The sequence below is a fragment of the Streptomyces sp. NBC_01224 genome (assembly GCF_036002945.1).
Classification (GTDB): domain Bacteria; phylum Actinomycetota; class Actinomycetes; order Streptomycetales; family Streptomycetaceae; genus Streptomyces.
Genome location: NZ_CP108530.1, coordinates 71,564 through 89,615, shown reverse-complemented (window position 1 = coordinate 89,615; position 18,052 = coordinate 71,564). Strand labels below are relative to the sequence as shown.

14 protein-coding genes and 4 pseudogenes are annotated in these 18,052 nt (G+C 68.4%); 9 read left to right on the top strand and 9 right to left on the bottom strand.

The features are described 5' to 3' along the window. Nucleotides 1-485 precede the first annotated feature (485 nt). Nucleotides 486-725 (bottom strand): hypothetical protein, encoded by a 240-nt coding sequence (locus OG609_RS44810; protein WP_327278489.1) that lies wholly within the window; start codon nt 723-725, stop codon nt 486-488. Nucleotides 726-1,139: 414 nt separating this feature from the next. On the opposite strand from OG609_RS44810, the gene OG609_RS44805 reads away from it, so the two are divergent. After that, on the top strand, nt 1,140-2,516 hold the full coding sequence (locus tag OG609_RS44805) for an IS1380 family transposase (RefSeq protein ID WP_327278488.1): 1,377 nt from the start codon (nt 1,140-1,142) through the stop codon (nt 2,514-2,516). A gap of 366 nt (nt 2,517-2,882) precedes the next feature. Here OG609_RS44805 and OG609_RS44800 read toward each other — a convergent pair whose 3' ends face one another. Next, the gene (locus OG609_RS44800; protein WP_327271085.1) at nt 2,883-4,115 is read right to left on the bottom strand and encodes an IS4 family transposase; all 1,233 of its coding nucleotides are present in this window, start codon (nt 4,113-4,115) and stop codon (nt 2,883-2,885) included. 128 nt (nt 4,116-4,243) lie between these two features. Between OG609_RS44800 and OG609_RS46650 the strand changes: the two are divergent. After that, nucleotides 4,244-4,477 (top strand): annotated as a pseudogene (locus OG609_RS46650) (site-specific integrase); the annotation flags it as partial. Nucleotides 4,478-5,142: 665 nt separating this feature from the next. On the opposite strand, the pseudogene OG609_RS44790 reads toward OG609_RS46650, so the two are convergent. Next, nucleotides 5,143-5,775: pseudogene (locus tag OG609_RS44790) on the bottom strand (IS5 family transposase); the annotation flags it as partial. 189 nt (nt 5,776-5,964) lie between these two features. Between OG609_RS44790 and OG609_RS44785 the strand changes: the two are divergent. Further along, entirely contained in the window at nt 5,965-7,422 is a 1,458-nt protein-coding gene (locus OG609_RS44785; protein ID WP_327278486.1) for an NF041680 family putative transposase, read from the top strand. Nucleotides 7,423-7,456: 34 nt separating this feature from the next. Further along, nucleotides 7,457-7,684 (top strand): annotated as a pseudogene (locus tag OG609_RS44780) (transposase); the annotation flags it as partial. Between the two features lie 81 nt (nt 7,685-7,765). Here the strand turns inward: OG609_RS44780 and OG609_RS44775 are convergent. Then, nucleotides 7,766-9,052: an MFS transporter gene (locus tag OG609_RS44775; protein WP_327278485.1), complete on the bottom strand. Its 1,287-nt coding sequence runs from the start codon at nt 9,050-9,052 to the stop codon at nt 7,766-7,768. Between the two features lie 89 nt (nt 9,053-9,141). Here OG609_RS44775 and OG609_RS44770 point away from each other — a divergent pair, with 89 nt between their 5' ends. After that, a complete protein-coding gene (locus tag OG609_RS44770; RefSeq protein WP_327278484.1) occupies nt 9,142-10,122 on the top strand; it encodes a winged helix-turn-helix domain-containing protein in 981 nt (326 codons plus the stop codon). An 822-nt stretch (nt 10,123-10,944) separates the two neighbouring features. Beyond that, nucleotides 10,945-11,088 (top strand): hypothetical protein, encoded by a 144-nt coding sequence (locus OG609_RS44765; protein WP_327278483.1) that lies wholly within the window; start codon nt 10,945-10,947, stop codon nt 11,086-11,088. Between the two features lie 372 nt (nt 11,089-11,460). Here the strand turns inward: OG609_RS44765 and OG609_RS44760 are convergent, their stop codons facing one another. After that, entirely contained in the window at nt 11,461-12,657 is a 1,197-nt protein-coding gene (locus tag OG609_RS44760; protein ID WP_327278482.1) for an alpha/beta hydrolase family protein, read from the bottom strand. Nucleotides 12,658-12,825: 168 nt separating this feature from the next. Between OG609_RS44760 and OG609_RS44755 the strand changes: the two genes are divergently transcribed. From OG609_RS44755 to OG609_RS44745, 3 genes and pseudogenes are all read left to right on the top strand, one after another. Beyond that, the gene (locus OG609_RS44755) at nt 12,826-13,950 is read left to right on the top strand and encodes a sensor histidine kinase (RefSeq protein WP_327278481.1); all 1,125 of its coding nucleotides are present in this window, start codon (nt 12,826-12,828) and stop codon (nt 13,948-13,950) included. Beyond that, nucleotides 13,947-14,639, top strand: a complete 693-nt coding sequence (locus OG609_RS44750) for a response regulator transcription factor (protein WP_327278480.1) — start codon at nt 13,947-13,949, stop codon at nt 14,637-14,639. Before OG609_RS44755 ends, OG609_RS44750 begins: the two co-directional genes overlap by 4 nt. Nucleotides 14,640-14,840: 201 nt before the next feature. Beyond that, nucleotides 14,841-15,287, top strand: a pseudogene (locus OG609_RS44745) (IS701 family transposase); the annotation flags it as partial. Between the two features lie 187 nt (nt 15,288-15,474). Here OG609_RS44745 and OG609_RS44740 read toward each other — a convergent pair. The 4 genes from OG609_RS44740 to OG609_RS44725 all read right to left on the bottom strand — a co-directional run bounded on the left by OG609_RS44740 (nt 15,475) and on the right by OG609_RS44725 (nt 17,513). Next, nucleotides 15,475-16,236, bottom strand: coding sequence for a hypothetical protein (locus OG609_RS44740; RefSeq protein ID WP_327278479.1), 762 nt, complete (start codon nt 16,234-16,236; stop codon nt 15,475-15,477). After that, nucleotides 16,233-16,739: a SigE family RNA polymerase sigma factor gene (locus OG609_RS44735; protein WP_327278478.1), complete on the bottom strand. Its 507-nt coding sequence runs from the start codon at nt 16,737-16,739 to the stop codon at nt 16,233-16,235. The genes OG609_RS44740 and OG609_RS44735 overlap by 4 nt, the downstream gene beginning before the upstream one ends. A 148-nt stretch (nt 16,740-16,887) precedes the next feature. Further along, nucleotides 16,888-17,052 carry a hypothetical protein gene (locus OG609_RS44730; protein WP_327278477.1) on the bottom strand — a complete coding sequence of 55 codons (165 nt, stop codon included), beginning with the start codon at nt 17,050-17,052 and terminating at the stop codon, nt 16,888-16,890. Further along, on the bottom strand, nt 17,049-17,513 hold the full coding sequence (locus OG609_RS44725) for a zeta toxin family protein (RefSeq protein WP_327278658.1): 465 nt from the start codon (nt 17,511-17,513) through the stop codon (nt 17,049-17,051). The genes OG609_RS44730 and OG609_RS44725 overlap by 4 nt, the downstream gene beginning before the upstream one ends. Nucleotides 17,514-18,052 lie beyond the last annotated feature (539 nt).

Genomic DNA, 18,052 nt, shown 5'->3' with positions numbered 1-18,052 from the left:
CCAGAACTGGAGACCGTGTGTCGGGTCGGCTGTCCTTCTGGTGACGGCTCGCCGCCCGTACGGGCGGCGAGCCGTCACGGAGGCGGGTCCGCAGATCTGTCAGCTGGCCGCGGCGGGTTCTTCGGCTCGGGCCCTGGTGCTGGCGAGGCTCCGGCCCGGCAGCGCGGTACGGGCCCGCTGCCGTGGTGCCCTGATGGTGGCAGCGCGGCCACCGGCGAATCCAGCGCGCCGCCGTGCCGCCGCGAAGTGACGTACCTTTCCCGCTCGTTCATCACTGCAGGTCACACATAACCTTGCGCAATTTCCTGGCACACCCGCCGCCGTGCTTCCGCCCCTGGCTCACACCAGGCCTCGGCCCCCAGCAAGCACCCGTTCACGCAGCTCGACCGCCGCCCCAGCAGCGCCGTGCCCGTCCTGCCCCGACACTCGTCTGCCGGCTTGCCGCCTACCGGCCGCGCTCCGTCCAGGGGCACTCTGCTCACTTGTCAGGTCGTCGATCGCACGGTGTTGAGGAACTGCTTGACGTCCTGGACGGCCTGGTGTGGTTGGAAGCTGGGAGTGAGGTCGTTGATCTGGCGGATGCAGCGGGAGGCGCCGATTCGCTGAGCGAGGAGCAGCGCTTGGTGTGCGGTGACGGCGCTGTGATCGATCTCGCCTCGGCGTAGAAGGCTCTCGGCCTCGTAGGCGAGGAAGACCGCTCGCGTCTTGTCCCGGGAGGTGGGCAACAGGGCTACGCCCTGGGCGATCTGGTGAAGGGCGAGGCCGGTTTCGCCGAGGTCGATGAGGCAGCGGCCGGAGTCGACGGCGAGGTCGGCCGTTATGTTGCCACTTCGTGGTGTCTCAGCACCTCGCGGTTATGCAGGGTTGAATGATGTCTCAAGGGGTGGCACATGCGGACGTTCCACGTGCGAGAAGACGATCGTGACGGGGAGGGGGCGATTGAGAAGCTGGAGGCCGTTGTTCAGCTTCATCGCACGCGGTGCACCAAAGTAGGGGAGGTTGCGGGGCTGTCCTCTAGCCTCGGGCTTTCACGTGGCTGGGTGTCCGATGCGTGATCGGAAACGCGAAGAGTGCTCCTGACCTGCAACGATGGGACTTGTCTAGGGTCCAGGTCGGCGCATGAAAGAAGCACTCCTCAGGTGAAGAAGCGTATCGGGTCCTATCCGCGTGTCCGCATCGAGGGCGGCGGGAGCGGGGTGGTCTCGCAGGCTGGCGGAGTACTGCTGGTCGAGACTGCCCGTAAGACCGGCCTGGATACCGAGATATCGGCGGCGCTGACGCCGTGGCGGCGGCCTCGGGCGGTGCACGATCCGGGCAAGATCCTGCTGGATGTGGCTCTCGCGGTCGCGCTGGGCGGGGACTGCCTGGCCGATGCGGGACTGCTGCGGGCCGAGCCGGCCGTGTTCGGGCCGGTGGCCTCCGACCCAACGGTCTCCCGGCTGATCGACACCCTCGCCGCGGCCGGGGACAAGGCCCTGACCGCGATCCGCTCGGCGCGCGCCGAAGTGCGCGAGTACGTCTGGACGTTGGCCAAAGATGCGGCGCCGGATAGGGGCGGCCAGGTGATTGTGGACCTGGACGGAGTGCTGGTCCTGGCCCACTCCGACAAGCAGGACGCGGCCGCGACCTGGAAGAAGTCGTTTGGACATCACCCCCTGATGGGCTTCGTCGACCACGGAAGCGGTGGCACCGGGGAGCCGGTGGCAGCACTGTTGCGGCCGGGGAACGCGGGATCCAACACCGCCGCCGACCACATCACCGCCACTCAACTCGCTTTGGCCCAGCTCCCCAAGCGTCACCGGCGCGGCCGGTCCACACTGATCCGTACCGACTCCGCGGGCGGCACCCATGAGTTCCTCGCCTGGCTCACGAAACGGGGCCGGTGGCTGTCGTACTCGGTCGGGATGACCATCACTGAGCAGATTCATCAGGCCGTGTTGAAGGTCCCGGCCTCCGCCTGGACCCCAGCGGTCGAGCCGGGCGGCGAGATCCGCGACGGCGCCTGGACCGCCGAACTCGGCGGCGACACACTCAAGGGCTGGCCGAAGGGAATGCGGCTGATCGTCCGCAAGGAACGGCCCCACCCCGGCGCCCAGTTGCGCTTCACCGACGCCGACGGCCTGCGGCTCACCTGCTTCGCCACCAACACGACGGGCGGGAAGATCACGGACCTGGAACTGAGGCACCGCCGACGGGCGAGGGCAGAGGACCGCATTCGGAACGCACGGGCCACCGGCCTGCGGAACCTGCCCCTGCACGAGACCGCACAGAACCGGATCTGGCTGGAGATCGTCCAGCTCGCCCTCGACCTGCTCGCCTGGATGCCGATGCTCGCTCTGACCGGCAAACCCCGCCTCTGGGAGCCCCGCCGCCTGCGGTTGCGGCTGTTCTCCGCCGCTGCCCAACTCATCACCACCGCCCGCCAACGGCACCTGCGATTCGCCCACCACTGGCCATGGACCGACGTGATCACAGACGCGATCAGACGGCTCGACACCCTCCCGAACCCACGCTGACCAGCAACAACCCGTCCCGACGAGCAGAAGAGCCACCGACCGGAACCGTGGAATCCGGCGCCCACCCGATGCGACGATCGGGCCACCCGTATGCCCGCACACGCTCCACAACGACGCATTGGCCGCCAGCCGAAGCTGACGACCAATCACGAAAGATCGAGGCTAGGGCCAATACCGGTAACTTAGGGCGTTGTTGTCCGCTTGACCCGTTTGGGTTTGGTGGCATTAACGATGGTGATGACTGGGGCGCGTGGGTGGTCTGCAACGTGGTGGGCTGCGCGTTTGAGGGGCCAGCTGGCGATTTTGCGTTTCATGACGCGGGGGTTGGATCGGCGGCGTCGTGGTGGCAGGAGGCGTTCGAGGAGTTCAGCGTGGGTGGCTTTGATTGCGCGGGTAAGTCTGCCGGGGGGAAAACGCCGCCTGGTCGGTGACCTGGCGGCGCACGACGCGCAGTGAGCGGGTGAAGGAGATCCGGTCGGGATCGTGATCGCCTTGTCGTGCGGCCTGGTGCATCAGGTGTCGGATGGCGTGGTGGACGAGCAGGAAGCCGAAGAGTTCCTGCTCGGCTCCATCAGGGTGCTGTGAACGCAGCACCAGGCGTGGCCCTCCGAGGTGGGTCTTGATTTCGTCGAGGGTGGACTCGAACTCCCATCGCTGGGCGTAGAGGGCGGCCAGTTCCGCGGCTGGGGCCTTGCCCGGGTCGAGGATCGTGGTGAGGAGGCGATAGACACCCTCGTGGCCGGCGATGGTGTACTCCACCGCGCGTACCGGCACCCCGCGACGGGTGTGGTGGATGTCGCTCCGGTCGAAGATCTCCGTGAGGTAGGAGCCGTCCGGAAGTTGCTCGACCACGGGCAGCACCAGGTCTTTGCGGACTCGCCACAGCAGGTCCGCCCCAGTGGCGGCGGCTGTACGCCACAGGTCCACGCCGTAGAAGCCACGGTCGGCCAGCAGCATCATCCCCGGCCGCAGGGACGGCAGGACCGCACGGGCCAGAGTCTGCTCTCCGGTGCGCAGAGCACCGATCGCAGCGTCGAAGACGGCATGGGTGCCGCACTCCACCAGACCGACCATGCGCAACTGCGGGCAGCCGACGTTCTGTTCACCCCGACCGGAGCGCGGCGGACGGCCGAACACCTCCACGTTCGTCTTCGTGTCAGGCAGGTCGAATGTGGTGCCGTCGATCGCGGTCAGCCGCCAGTCGCGGTAGAAAGCACCCTGAGTGTCCGGTGTGGCGACCGGACGGCACACCCGCGCGAACAGCTGCTGCAGCGGCGCCACACCCAACCGGGACCTGGCTTTCCAGATCGCAGCCGTGCTCGGCACCGCCCACGATGCACGCCAACACCGCGCACCCCGCAAACCCGTGGTCAGCAGCCGGGCGACCTCCTCATAGCTCTGCCCCGAGAACAGGCACATCGCCAGCACGAAGTAGACCACCAGCCGGGCTGGCAACAGCCGGTTCCGCTGCTGTATCCGGCCCGTATCCGCCAACACCTCGTCCACAAGCTCCGGAGGAAAAGCCTGTGTCAACACCCCGACCGCGACCCGGTCCGACAGACGCTCACCAGATGACTTCAGCTGTCCCGCTCTTGGCATACCAACAACAACGACCGGAATGCCCCTAAGTTACCGGTATTGAGGCTAGGGCTGCTCTGGCGGTCCTCGATCGTGCCGGCGCTTCGGACTCGAAGTTCTTCGTTCTCGGTCCTGACGGCTCCTACGACGTGCAGCTGAACCGGCTCGGTCGTGAACTCGGCAGCTGGGGAGTCAGATCGGACAACGGCCATGAGGGCTACATGCGGGACCTCACGCTTTACAGCCGCTTCCTGCATGAGTCCCGGGGCGGGAAGTCGATCTGGGAGACCAACAATGACGACCTGCGCGCGTACAAGGCGGTCCGGATGCGGCCGGACAGCGAGGATTCGATCGCCGCCTCGACCTGGAAGCGGTCGATCGCGGCTCTCGACAAGCGGGTCGAGTGGGGTCTTTACGAGGGACTGCTCACGAAGGAGCCGTTCCGCTACGTCGACAAGACCGTCATGACCCCGCAGGGGCCCAGACGGGTGCGGGTTAACGCCGAGCAAGAGGTCGACGACGATGCGGAGCCGCTGCGCGTCGTCCAGTTCGTCGACTACCTGCTGTGGCGCAACGTCGGGCTGCGCGGTGAGCTGCCCGACGGGCGACCAGACCCGAGGTGGCGGGGACGACACGGTGAGCGCAACTCGCTGTTCTCGGATTCGCTCGTCTACACCGGCATGCGGCTGGGCGAGGGGTCGAGCCTGCTGGTGACGGAATTGCCTCCGGTGGCGGGCAGTGCCCGCATTCGGGGCGACGTGCACCTGTCGGCCGCGGTGACCAAGCGGCACAAGGCCAGGACGGTCTACTCGAACCTGCGAACCCTGCGGTCGTGGCACCACTACGTGGCCATCGAGCGGGACGCGCTGGTGGAGCGTGCCCGCGCTCGCGGGCGCTACGCGACGGTGAAGGACTACGTACCCGTGCAACGAGCGAGCCGACACGCGCTGGTCGTGGCGCACAGCTCACGAGCTCTGCCCTACTCGAAGATCGGCGTGGAGGCCCGCCGTGCGCTCTACCGCGTAAACGCCGCCGGTGACGTCCATGAGCCTCTCGCCCTATGGCTGGGGGACGACGGCCAGCCGCTGCCTCCGCGAACCGCATCCGGTCTCGTGCGCGGTCGCCCGACGTTACGGCCTACCCGCAGCTGCTGCAGGAGCGGCAGCAGCATCGGGGAGTCCCCGGCCTGACCGGACGTGATCAGCGTGACCAGAGGCAGCCCGTTGCCATCGACGAGCTGATGGATCTTCGTCGACAACCCACCCCTGGAGCGGCCGATCCCGTGATCAGGCGGCTCGACCGCTGGATTCGTGTAGTTCGACCCATCCCCCTGTGGGGCGGATCGTGTTCGTCGCATGCTGATGCGCGCGAGCGATCGTCGAGTCCACCGACAGCGACCAATCGATCAGCCCCTCCGCGTCCGCCTGTGCGGTGAGCGTCGCCAGCACCTTGTCCCAGGTCCCCTCGACAGCCATCCGGTGATGCCACGTCCACACCGTCTGCCACGGTCCGAACACCTCAGGAAGATCACGCCACGCGATCCCGCACCGATACCGGTAGATGATCCCTCGACCATCGACCGCGCATCCGAGAACTTCCGGCCCGGGCGTCCCGTCGGTTTCGGGAGCATCCCCTCGATCAACGACCACTGGGCATCCGAGAGCAACTGAAAACGCGACACGGGACCAGAGTTCCAGCCAGAAGGCTCAACCTTTGCCAGACACGCCCTAGCTTGATCTTTAACCTCGGAGGTCGAACGACTCGTCGTACTTGATCACTCGGACTGGTAACTGCCGTGCGTGCAGGCGGCCTTCGGCTGAGCATGTGCTCCGACCAAGAAACACACAAGCTCAGCGCGAAGGCCGTGGGAATGAGTCTGTTGCATCATGCTGTCGGGCAGGATCCGTTTGCGGAACTGTCATGCTTCCGGGGTGAGTTCTACTCCTGTCTGACCCGGCGTGCGGATGCGTTGTTCGAGCTTGCGGACGCCGTGTTGTGTGCGGATGGTCCGGTCCGGTCGCTGGTGGAGCTGTCGCTGGTGGGCGAGCATCGTCGCGGGCACGGTGGGCTCTACGACGCCCTGGCCGCGGGCCAGGTCGATGTCGGCAGGCTGCGGCGGGCCCTGGCCGCGGTGTCTTTACCGCGGGCGGCGGACGGCCGGCTGGTGCTGGCCGCCGACATCACCTGCTGGCTGCGGCCCAGCGCGCACACCTCACCGCAGCGGATCCTGTGTCACACCTGCGGCCGGGGCAAGGACCAGCACATTCCTGTTCCCGGCTGGCCGTACTCGGTGATCTGCGCGCTGGAGACGGGCCGCAGTTCATGGACCGCCCCGCTGGACGCGCTGCGTCTGGCCCCGGGAGATGATGCCGCCACCGTCACGGCCGGGCAGATGCGTGAACTCGTCGAGCGGCTGATGGCGGCCGGACAGTGGAAAGACGGCGATCCGGACGTTCTGATCGTGGTGGACGCCGGATACGACGTGCCCCGCCTCGCCTTCCTGCTGAAGGATCTGCCGGTGCAGGTGCTGGGCCGGATGCGCTCGGACCGCGTCCTGCGCCGCACGGTCCCGCCCCGCGCGCCCGGCACCCGGGGCCGCCCACCCCGCCACGGCGGCGAGTTCGTCTTCGGCGACCCCACCACCTGGAACACACCCGACGCGCAGACGGTGACCGAGACCCGCCTCTACGGCACCGCCACCGCACGGGCCTGGGACCGGCTCCACCCGAGACTGACCCACCGCTCCGCCTGGACTGCCCAGCTGGGCTCCCTGCCGGTGATCGAAGGCACCGTGATCCGCCTGCAGGTCGAGCACCTGCCCAGCGGCGCGACACCGAAGCCGGTGTGGCTGTGGTGGTCGGGCACCGACGCCACCACAGCCGACGTCGACCGTCTGTGGCAGGCGTTCCTGCGGCGCTTCGACATCGAGCACACCTTCCGGCTGTTCAAGCAGACCCTGGGCTGGAGCTGCCCGAAGATCCGCACCCCCGAAGCAGCCGACCGGTGGACCTGGCTGATCCTCGCCGTGTTCACCCAACTACGTCTGGCCCGCCCGCTGGCGGCCGACCTGCGACGGCCGTGGGAGAAACCGAGCCCGCCCGACAAGCTCACTCCCGCCCGAGTCCGCCGCGGTTTCCGGCACCTCCGCCCGAAGGCGGCCTGTCCTGCCAGAGCACCGAAATCCTCCCGCCCCGGCCCAGGACGGCCATCCGGTCGCAAGAACACCTGGCCCACACCACGCTACGACGTGCACACAGTCGGCAAACCGGGCCCCGCAAAACGACGGACGAAGAAGTCAACAACCCCGCGTCCACGCCGCACAGGTTAAAGATCAAGCTAAGGCTTGTCTGATAATTGATCTTGTGGCAGGTCGAGGTGAGTTGACGGACGCGGCGTGGGAGCGAATAGATCCCCTGTTGCCGCAGGTGGACGGGCGTGGCCGTCCGTGGCGTGATCACCGGCAGGTGGTCAACGGTGTGTTGTGGCGGCTGCGGACCGGGGCCCCGTGGCGCGACCTGCCCGAGCGGTACGGGCCGTGGCAGACCGTCTACGAGCGTTTCGCCCGCTGGGAGGCGGACGGCACGTGGGCTGGATTTCCGAAGTACCAATAGCGCTCGGGTGGAGCTGGGGAAAGCGTGTCGGCAGCCAGATCGACCAAAGCCTGCGCCAGCTCAACAAGCGGAACAGCAGCGATGCTTTCGGCACCGCGCAGGGACCGTGGAGGTGGGCGGGTGCCAGGTGAGAATCCAGCTGGCGGTAAGCGCCACCGCGCCGCCTGCCAGGGCGATTGCGCCGCCTGTTCCGATGACTGCGGCCACAGCGCCCAAGCAAACCGGTCCGACGCCCTGTAGCGTCATGCTGCCGGAGCCGAGCAAGCCGAAGGCCTGACCTTGGCTGTCCTGCGGCAGGGCGTCCAGGAACGGGCGTTGCAGGCCGAGGTTGTAGGCGTATCCGAGGCCGCTGAGCAGCAGCAGACAGGACGAGACGCCCACTCCGGGCTCGGCAGCAAAGCCGATCAGAGGCAGCCCCGCCAGCGCAGCCAACGGGACTACCAGTCGCTCTCGGGTGGGTGGTCGTAGGAGTCGGCCCACCAGCAGGTCACCGACCAGCATGCCGACCGGAAGACAGCCCATCAGCACCGCGTACCAGCCGGGCGCGAATTGGCGTTCTCCCGCGTAGGCGACGATGAGGCCTTCCGCGCCCGCTACGAGCGCGACGGGTAGCCACTGGGCCAGCATCAGTCGTCGTACCGTGCGTCCGCGCAGCAGCAGGCCTGCCCCGTGCAGGCTTGCACGGACGGCCCCGCTATCGCCCCCAGCGCTGCCGGGTGTGCCGCCGAACTCCCCCGGCTGCAGCAGGGGGAGTCGGATGCGGATAGCAAGCGCGCAGCCGAGGTAAAGGACGGCGCTGACCGCGAGCGCCCGGCGTGGGCCGAGTGCCGCGACGGCCGCACCTCCCAGCGCCAGGCCGAACAGTTGCGCGCCGGCGCCGGCGATGTTGTTCAGTGACCGGCCCAGTACATAGGCGTCGCCCTCCAGCGACTGAGCGACCAGCCGGCTCGACGCGCCGTGGAACACCGGTGTGGCGAGAGAGACCAGTGCCACGACACCGAGGCTTGCCGCGACCGGCATCCGCACCAGGGCGAGCAGCAGGGCGGCGGCGCACGTCAAGGCGTAGCCGCCGGTAATGAGCGCGCGGGGCGGCAGTCGGTCGGCCAGTGAGCCCAGCAGCAGCGAGCCGAACAGCTGCGGGATGAAGCCGATACCGAAGGCCAGTGCGCTCAGCAGCGCGGAGCCGGTAGCCGAGAAGACCAGCACCGAGAACGTGGTGATCCGCAGTGCGTCCGCAGTGATCGCGACGGTGCGGGTTGAGAAGAGCAGCCGGAATCGCGGCTCGGCCAGCACCTCCCGGTAGGTGGCACGGTGGTTGCCCTGCGCGGGTCCGGCGTTTGGGGTCATGACGCGCAGCCTCGACGTGCGCTCACGCCACTCACCAATGATTCGTCGCTGGACGAATCGGAACAGACGTCCGGCGGTAGCATGGCACGGTGCTGCGCTTCGTAGTCTCCGTCGAGGACCTGCTGCGCAGCCGCTTCGCACTGTCGCCCGCGATGGACCTGTGCTTCCTGCTGGGCTCGCTCGCCGGCCGAGACAGGCCGCTGCCGCGAGCCTGGGCCACCCGGCTCCTGCCGGCCTTTGAACGGCTTCGCCGCGAGAGCGAACTGAACGCCGTCCTCGCCCTGTACACCCCGCAAGGCGGACCGAACTTCGTCGCTCCGCCCCCGCGCGGCCTCAATCAGACCTGGGCGGACGACCTGGCCATGATCCGGGCCACACCGCTGGAAGCGGCCCGCCACGAATTCGCCTCCAACGCGACCGGCCCGTCCGCCCGTGATCCCCGCGTACGCGCAGTGCTGGACTCGACGGACGCCGTCTCCAGGATCGCCGAGGCGATGGACCGGGCGTGGCACGAGCTGCTCGCCACGGACTGGCCGCAACTGCGCGCGATCTGTGAGCGCGACGTCGTGCACCGGGTGGGGGTGATCGGCGAACACGGATGGGCCACGACCATCGAGAGCCTGCACCGGAGCATCGCCTGGCAAGCCGGCGGCATCGAGATCGGCCACTTCCCCCGAGTCGGGACAGTCCGCCTCGCCGGCGACGGGCTCCTGCTGATCCCTTCAGTCTTCGTCAGGAATGTCGCCGCTCACACGGAAGACCCCTGGCCCAGGACCTTGATCTATCGCGCCCGCGGCACCGCCGCCCTGTGGGGCGAACAGGAGACCGTCCCGCAACCGGACGCCCTGACCGCCCTGGTCGGCTGGTCCCGAGCCCGGCTGCTGTTGGCGCTGGACGCCCCGGCCAGTACCAGCCAGCTCGCCCGAAGCCTCGCCATGGCACCCGGCGCGGTAGGAGACCACCTCGCCATCCTGCGCGGCGCGGGGCTGCTCGTTCGCGCCCGGTCCGGACGGTCGGTGCTCTACCGGCGCACCCCGCTGGGCGAGGCACTGGTCGCCGGTTCGGGCTGACGGCTCCGATCAGCACTGCTTTTTGAGGCGGCGCCAGCAGATGATTGCGCAGCCGAGGGTGAGGAAGGCCTGGTGGATGTCGGCGCGGATTTCCCTTCACAGCCCAAGATCCACTTTCGACACACGGCCTAGACGGTCGGCGAGAACCCCCCTGGGCAGGTGGCGCACTACATGACGTGCTGATCCTGACTCTGGCCGGGGAGAATCCCGCAAGGCGATAGCCGCCATGACAATCCGCTTGAGATGGCACGGGCTCGGGTCCGGGTGCGCTGCGACTTCGTCAACTGCCTTTGAAAGGCGGCCGGTAGGCGTCGTCGACCTCGCCCAGTCCCGTGATCCAGTTCGATCTCCCGGCCGGGATGCTTGAGACTGGCTCCGTCTGTTCGGCCGCCACCTTCCTGAGACATTCCCGGGTGAAACAACTTGACAGGTTGCATAACGGCGTGGCTCATCCAGGAGCACCATGCCTGGGGTGCGGCGGTGGCGGAATCGAGGGCGTGCTCGGCCGCGTCGAGGGCTCGGCGGCAGGCGCGGGCTTCGCCGTTCATGGCCAGGGCCCGGGCTTTGCGGAGGTGGAGCAGGGAGCGGGCGGTGGGGTCCTGGGTGCGGTGCAGGGCATGGTCGAGGATGTCGATCGCGGGGGCGGCGCGGCCGAGCCAGATGCTCTGGTAGGCGAGGTCGGAGAGGATGCCGGCGCCGCGGTCGGTGTCGCCGGCCTGATGGGCGGCGTGGAGGGCGGCGTTCCAGTAGTGGCCGGCGGGTGTGGTGTTCGTGATCGAAGCGGTGCCAGCCGATCGTCATGGCGAGGGAGGATGCCAGCGTGTGCAGGCGGATGCCGGTCGTCTGGTCGTAGCTGGCGTTCTCGAGGAGGCCGACGACGGTGTCGTAGTAGCTGTCGAGGAGCTGGGCGGTGTGCTGGCGGTCTGCGGTGGCCATACCAGTGAGCTGCTGGACGGCAAGACGTAGCTTGGCAAAGCTGTGGGCCCCGGCCAACTACCCGGACGAGAGCCCACGTCACGCCCTGGCGGCCGCACCACCTGCCCCCGGCCGCCAGGGCGTCCAGCCGACGCACCGCCCTCAAAGCCGACGCGGGCACCGCCCGCGTCCCGCCGCACCGGTGCGAACGGGGACACTTCCGTGGCGGGTTTTCAGCCGACGTGTTGGACTGCTGGTTGCGCGTCGGAGTCGTGGACCAGTTCGGCGATCTGAACGAGGAGGCTGTACGTCGTCCCGGTCACCGCAGCCAGGGCCAGTTGCCCGGCAAACCGACAACCCGTTCCTGGTCCTCAAGCCGCGCCGGGTCCGGCGCGGTATGCCTCCGGTGCGGTCGTCCGCCTTTCACCGGGTGTAGCCGACTTCCGGGAAGTCGGGGGAGGGGCCGTCGAGCAGTCGCCCCCGGTCGCGAAGGTGGAGGTCGAAGAAGGCCCGCGGGTAGGCGCATTGGAATGCCTGCGCCCGGTGCCGGGGAATTGTCCCGACTTCTCCTTCCAGGTCGTGCGGGGACATGCCCAGGAGAGGGGCGACCAGCGGGAGGATCAGGGCGTCGTCGCCGAACGTCTGGTGCGCGGCTCCCTGCACGGTGAGACAGAGCCGCCAGCCGCGCAGGTGCGACCAGAACGCGCGCAGGGCGGGATTGTTCTCCATGCCGCCCTTCCCCGGGGTGTCCACGACCAGGAACGGGCGGTCGAGCCCGGCGTCCACCACGGGGCCCGCCGCGCCTCCGTCCAGGCTTGCTCCCGCCGCGATCCGCCCGTCGGCGAGCATCGTGGCAGCGGTGGTGGCTCCGCCCAAAGAGTGGCCGAGCATCCCGACGCGTCGCAGGTCGAGCGCTTTGGGCAGGCCCGTGGGCAGCGGGGTGCGGCAGACACCGGGGTGTCCGCCCGACCGGAGCACGGCGACCCGGTCGAGGACGAACCGGATGTCGGCGGTGCGGACCGGGATCGCCTTGGCGTAGTCGCTGATCCCGCCCGCCGGGTTCATTTCGACCCGGCCGCCGGGGAACTCGACCACCGCCGCGTCGTAGGTGTGGTCGACGGTGACCACCAGATAGCCGTGGCTGGCGAGGTCTTCCACGATGCCGGTGCCGAAGGAGCGTGACGCGTTCGCGCCGGGAGAATAGAGCACGACGGGCAGAGGGCCCGGCGGACCGCCGACGGGAGCGCCCACGTGCGCATGGGCGCACCCCAGCCGCACCCGGCCGGGAGGAAGGCCGAGGAAGCTCAGATACCGGTCGGCCGCCGCCGGCGGCATCCAGGGAACGGTGGGGTAGGGGGCCGACCCGCTGCGGGCGGGGTACCAGATGCTGATCATCAACTGGCGGCAGGGGCGGGAGGGCACCCAGGGGTCCGGCCGTGTGGTGTCGGCCAGGTGGAACGCGACTGTGCCCAGCGGGTAGGGGCCGCTCGGGGCGGGCAGTTGGAACCGCACGGGTTCCTCCCGCTGTGGTCGCGCGACGGCCGCCGAAGCGAGCGGGCCCGGGATCGTGGCGGCGGTGACGAGCCCGGCGCACGAGGTCAGAAGTGTTCTCCGGTTCATGCACTCCACTGTTCCGGCCGATGGACCCGGCGGCTTCGTCCCCGGGCAGGAACCCGGTGTCAGCCCAGGAGGGTACGACGGGCATCAGCCGCGCGGATGACTCAGCCCCTGAGATGACGTCCTGCCGGCTGAGCGGCTCCGGATCCCGGCATGGGTAGCGTGACTGTCATGGACTATGGGGAGTCACGGCAGCTGGTGGTCGGACGTCTGCGGAAGGGGCAGTGGCACGGCGTGGACACCGTCGCGGCCGTGCTTCTCGGCCTGGCGTTCGGCGCGAGCGAGACGCGGGGCGGCTGGGACGCGGCGGCCGTGGCAGCGGTCGTCTGGCTGCCGGTCGCGGTGCGGCGCCGGTGGCCCGTCCCGGTGCTGTACACGGTCCTGGCCGGAGCGGTCTGTGCCATGGCGTTCACCGGCTGGGAGGAATCATGGATCCCCATCGGGGTCGCCCTGTACACGGTGGCGGCGCAGGAACCGCAGCGCCGGTCCGCGACAGCACTCGGCTGCTCCCTGGGCGCCGTCGCGGCGGCCATGATCCTGTTGCCACGACCGGTCCCGGCGCCCGAGGTCGCGTCCGGCGTCGCCTTCGCGTCGCTGCTGATGACCCTGCCGTGGCTGGTCGGCACCGCGCTGAGAGAGCAGCGGTCGCACGCGGAATTCTCCGCCCGGCAGGCCGTGGCGGACGAGCGCCTGCGGATCGCCCGGGAACTCCACGACGTGGTGGCCCACCATCTGACCGTCATCACGGTACGGGCGGAGATAGCCCGCGCGGTGACCTCCGCCAGCCCGCAGGAGGCCGAACGGACCCTCGCACTGGTCGGGGCCGCGGGGCGGACAGCGCTCACCGAGATGCGACGCATGCTCGGCGTCCTGCGAACCCCCTGGGACGGCGCCGAGTTGGGAACCTCTCCCGGTCTGGCGGACCTGGCCGCGCTCGCGGGCGACGCGGGCCCGCGAGTGGAACTGTCCGTCGACCCTGATCCGCCGCTCCCCCCGGGTGTGGAACTGACGGTCTACCGGATCGTTCAGGAAGCCCTCACCAATGTGGTCAAGCACGCGGGATCGGCGGACTGCCGGGTGACCCTGTCCCGGTCGGGCCCCGAAGCCATCGAGATCGAGATCGTCAACGACGCGCCGCCCCGGCCCCCCGGACGCCGGACCGGCGGCGGGCACGGGCTCATCGGGATGCGGGAGCGGGCGGCCATGTGCGGCGGGGTCTTCTCCGCCGGCCCCCTGAGGTCGGGCGGCTTCCGGGTGCACGCGCGGCTGTCCTGCGGAGCGGAGCCAGCGCGGTGAACCGGCCGGTCCGGGTCCTTCTCGCGGATGATCAGGCGCTGTTGCGGACGGGCTTCCGGCTGCTCATCGAGAGCGTGCCGGACCTCACCGTGGCGGGCGAAGCCGTCAATGGTGACCAGGCCGTCGACCTCACGCTACGACTGCGGCCCGACGTCGTGCTGATGGACATCCGGATGCCGGGCACGGACGGCTTGGAGGCCACCCGGCGCATCTGCGCGGACCCGGACGCCGCTGGCACCCGCGTGCTGGTGCTGACCACGTTCGATCTGGACGAGTACGTGTACGCGGCGCTCCGCGGCGGGGCCAGTGGATTCCTCCTGAAGGACATCCTCCCCGCCGATCTGCTGACCGCACTCCGGGTGGTCGCCTCCGGCGACGCCCTGCTCGCGCCCACAGTCACCCGCCGTCTCATCCGCGAGTTCGCCGGACTCCACGAGCCACGCCCCCGACTCGCCCAGGAATTGTCGGGTGTGACCCCAAGAGAGCGGGAAGTGCTCCGCCTGGTGGCCCGCGGCCTGCCCAACCGTGTGATCGCCGAACATCTCGGGCTGAGCATCGCGACCGTCAAGACGCATGTGAGGCGGCTGCTGGCCAAACTCCATGCCCATGACCGGGCCCAGTTGGTCGTCATCGCCTATGAAACAGGCCTCGTCTCCGCCACAAGCGGCAACCACCCGTCCACCGACTGACCCCCCCGCCACCATGGACGTATGCCGCCGACCCGGACGCAGGCATACTTCGGGTGTGTCAATTTAACGGCTGATCTTGGTTGAATGGGGTCTGGAATGTCGGACCCCGGGGTGCCCGGGCCAGACGCGTTGTTGCCGCCTCGTGCGGACGTACTCCGCATCGCGGAGCCACCCCGTCCTGTGATCGTGCCGGCCAAGGGCCAGGCCCGCGCACACGAGCTGATCGGCGAGCTCCCCGACGATGCGTGGACACGTGTGAGCTGCGGCAACGGCGCTCACGGTCCACGCGAATACGACTGGGCCGCAGCAGCGATCCGGCCCTGGCGACGCGAGGGCTGGGCCCACTGGCTGATGGCACGGCGCAGCGTCACCGACCCCGCGGACATTGCCTACTACATCTGCTTCTGCCCGACCGGAACTTCGCTGGAGGAACTCGTGCAGGTTGCGGGATCCCGGTGGATGGTCGAGGAGTGTTTCCAGACCTCGAAGAACGAAACCGGACTTGATCACTATCAAGTTCGCGGCTATACAGCCTGGTACCGGCACATAACTCTCTCGATGGCCGCGCTCGCCTTCCTCGCCATCCTGCGAGTGGAGGCAAAAAAGAGGATCCCGAAACCGATGGCAATCGATCCCTCATACCTGTAACCATGAATGAGGCCAGACGGTTATTTAACCGCATCTCCTCCTCCTGTCCTCCACAGCGTCCAACACGTAATCGCCTGGTCCCTATGGCGAAGAGAAAGCCAGGCCCGAGCCCGTATCAGTCACTACAGACGCCGAGGACATCACGGAGTGTCGTTGCAGTACTAGACGCTGTTGCCGGGAGTGGCCTTCAGCGCGACAACGCGCTGCTACGAGTCGGCCTGGACGTAGGTTCCGATGACTTCTCCGTCGTAGCGGCCTGCCGCCAGGACTCAGCCGTTTGTTGGTCGTAGTAGCGGGTGAAGCCGCAACCCCAGGCGATGGGGGCATCGAGAGGGGATCCTCCCCAACGAGGCTCACCACTGACAAGCAACCGTGATCCAATTGCATACGAATGGAAGAAATCTGCAGTGACGTCTTGCGTCCCGGCCGTGGGCGAACCCATGTCTACCGTGATGTTTGGTCCCGTACCGTCGGAGAACCACTCGCGAACTGCAAATGTGACTCCCACGCCGCCCAGGCCCTCGCCGGAACGGCTGGAGCGAGCGGGGCCGATGTCGACCACGACACCGTCGAACGCGAACGCTCGATTGGCAATGGCCTCTGCAGTGTAGGCATTCGCACAGCTTGCTGCATCAGCATCCGGCAGTGGCCCGGACAGTTCGCTTGTCGGGTTGTCCAGGTCCGTCGCGGGTGCTGGCGATGGAGGTGTCATGGAGGCCCCTTGAGCAGAGTCGTTCACAGAGGGAGCGCCTCCGCCTATGAACGCTTGGGCAACAATCCCCCCGCCAAGCACCAGGGTCATCGCTGCGGCAGCACTGAGGACGCTCACGTGGCGCTTCCTGCGCTGTGCGGACTTGCCCGCGCGGACCAGATCGTCTAAGGGCGCGGGACCGACGGGTACACGGTCTGCGAGCCGTTCGAGCACCTGGCCGGCTTCCTCGTCATTCATGTGTGGCTTCCTCCGCGTAGGTCGGAAAGGTTGGCGTCGGTGGACAGTTGTGTCAGGGCGCGGGACAACCGGCTCTTCACGGTGCCGGGGGCGATGTTGAGCGCTTCGGCGATCTGCTGATCGTTGAGATGTGCGTAGTACCGGAGGACGACAACCTCACGGTTGGCTTGGCTCAGGCACGCGAGCGCACGACCCACCGCGTCCGCTGCGTCCACGCTCGTGGTGGCATCTGCCTCGACCTGTTCGGGCACGACAGCGGCGGGCTTCTCCCCCCACCACCTTCTTCGACGACTGTCGTGATAGGCGTTCACCAGGATTCGATACACGTAAGCATCCCGATCATCCGCCTTTGTGACCTTGGCCCACGACACGTAGCAGCGCATGAGTGCCGTCTGGGCCAGGTCTTCGGCATCCTGCACGGTGCGTCCAAGGAGAACAGCGGAACGAACGAGAGCGGGCCACCGCGCGCTCGCATACTCGGAGAAATCTTCGTCTCGCTTCACTCGTCCCCCAGTTGAATCCGGCCGTCACTACTTAGACGCGTTACCGGAGCCCTTTGGGTCCCTACAAGGTTCCGTGGCTGTACCGGCAGTTTGGGAACCGACTCACACGGACCCCCGTAGCAGGTGATGAGGTCCGTCGATTCAGTCTTCATCGGCTGGCCTTCCAAGGTACGCGGGCTGCCCGCCAGGCGCGGGTGAGCCGGGCTCTGGTGAAGCACGGCGCCTTCGCCCGGCAGGCCGCGCAGGCCAGGGTGTGGCCGAGGAGCGTGCGGTATTCGGCGGCAGGGGCGGGGTTCTTGGCCAACGTGATCACGATCGGTCCTTCGGGCAGGTGGCGCACCGGCGGGGAAACCACAGCGCGGACGAGCCGCGTGCATCGACCGGCCGTGCTCCGAGATCGACCGCAGTGCGCGCCGACAGGGCAGCGCTACAGAACACGCAGTGGGCGCCGCGTCGCTGGGCGCTCGACAGGGACATCAGCCGCGGTAAGGCCATACCGGTCGTCATCACGGGGCGGCCCGACGACGCGCGGGTTTCGTCGGGATCGGCGAGGGCGGATTCGACGACCGCGTCGAACCGGCGGGCCCGGATGTGTTCTTCGACCTCGGCCTGCCAGCGGCTCGTGTCCGGCCGGACCTTCGCCCCGGCGGTGCGGACAGGCGACCAGGAGCGCGTCGTAGTGCCGGTGGGTGGCCTTGTAGAGGTCGCGGGCGACGCGCACGGCGCCGCCCTGCGAGGAAATCCCGGGCGCTCCGGCGCGCGCTGGCAATGCATCCCGTGGAGAGGGCAGTTGCCACGTTGACGCTCATTGTGTTCATCAGGCCACCCTGGTCTCTGGATCGTCACGCAGGTCCTATCTGGCGGCGCTTGTGCCCGGCCTGCGGTGTGTCAACCGCACGAGCCCCCGCGTGTCCTGAGCGATCATCCGCATGGCCAGACGTGGCGACTGCGGTGTTCGCGGCGTCGAGGCTGCGCGTAACGGCGCTGGTCGGAGCGGGCGAGCCTGGCTGGAGCGGGGCCGCCGCACACCCCTTCCGTGACCGAGGCCGACTATCTCTCCGCCCGGGTAACGGAAATCTATGTTGGCCAGAGTAGACATTGGGTGGTGGTGTGGTTATGGTTTCTCTCGTAGCCCAGAGAGACAGCAGGGCCCGGCAGAGACGAACTGCCGGGCAGCAGTAACCGCAGTTGCAGTTCGCAGGACGGTGCGGTGGTGGAGTTCCGAAGCCAGGGTTGTTGCAGGACGGCGACGGGACTGGCGACCGGACCGGGTGGCCCGCAGTGATCAGGGGCCGCCGTGAGCAGTACCCGCA

Bases quoted from the DNA above. Each gene is read 5' to 3' on its own strand.
- OG609_RS44775 (WP_327278485.1), bottom strand. From the start codon at position 9,052: ATGACCCCAAACGCCGGACCCGCGCAGGGCAACCACCGTGCCACCTAC.
- OG609_RS44785 (WP_327278486.1), top strand. From the start codon at position 5,965: ATGAGTCTGTTGCATCATGCTGTCGGGCAGGATCCGTTTGCGGAACTG.
- OG609_RS44755 (WP_327278481.1), top strand. From the start codon at position 12,826: ATGGACTATGGGGAGTCACGGCAGCTGGTGGTCGGACGTCTGCGGAAG.
- OG609_RS44800 (WP_327271085.1), bottom strand. From the start codon at position 4,115: ATGCCAAGAGCGGGACAGCTGAAGTCATCTGGTGAGCGTCTGTCGGAC.
- OG609_RS44760 (WP_327278482.1), bottom strand. From the start codon at position 12,657: ATGAACCGGAGAACACTTCTGACCTCGTGCGCCGGGCTCGTCACCGCC.
- OG609_RS44725 (WP_327278658.1), bottom strand. From the start codon at position 17,513: ATGCATTGCCAGCGCGCGCCGGAGCGCCCGGGATTTCCTCGCAGGGCG.
- OG609_RS44740 (WP_327278479.1), bottom strand. From the start codon at position 16,236: ATGAATGACGAGGAAGCCGGCCAGGTGCTCGAACGGCTCGCAGACCGT.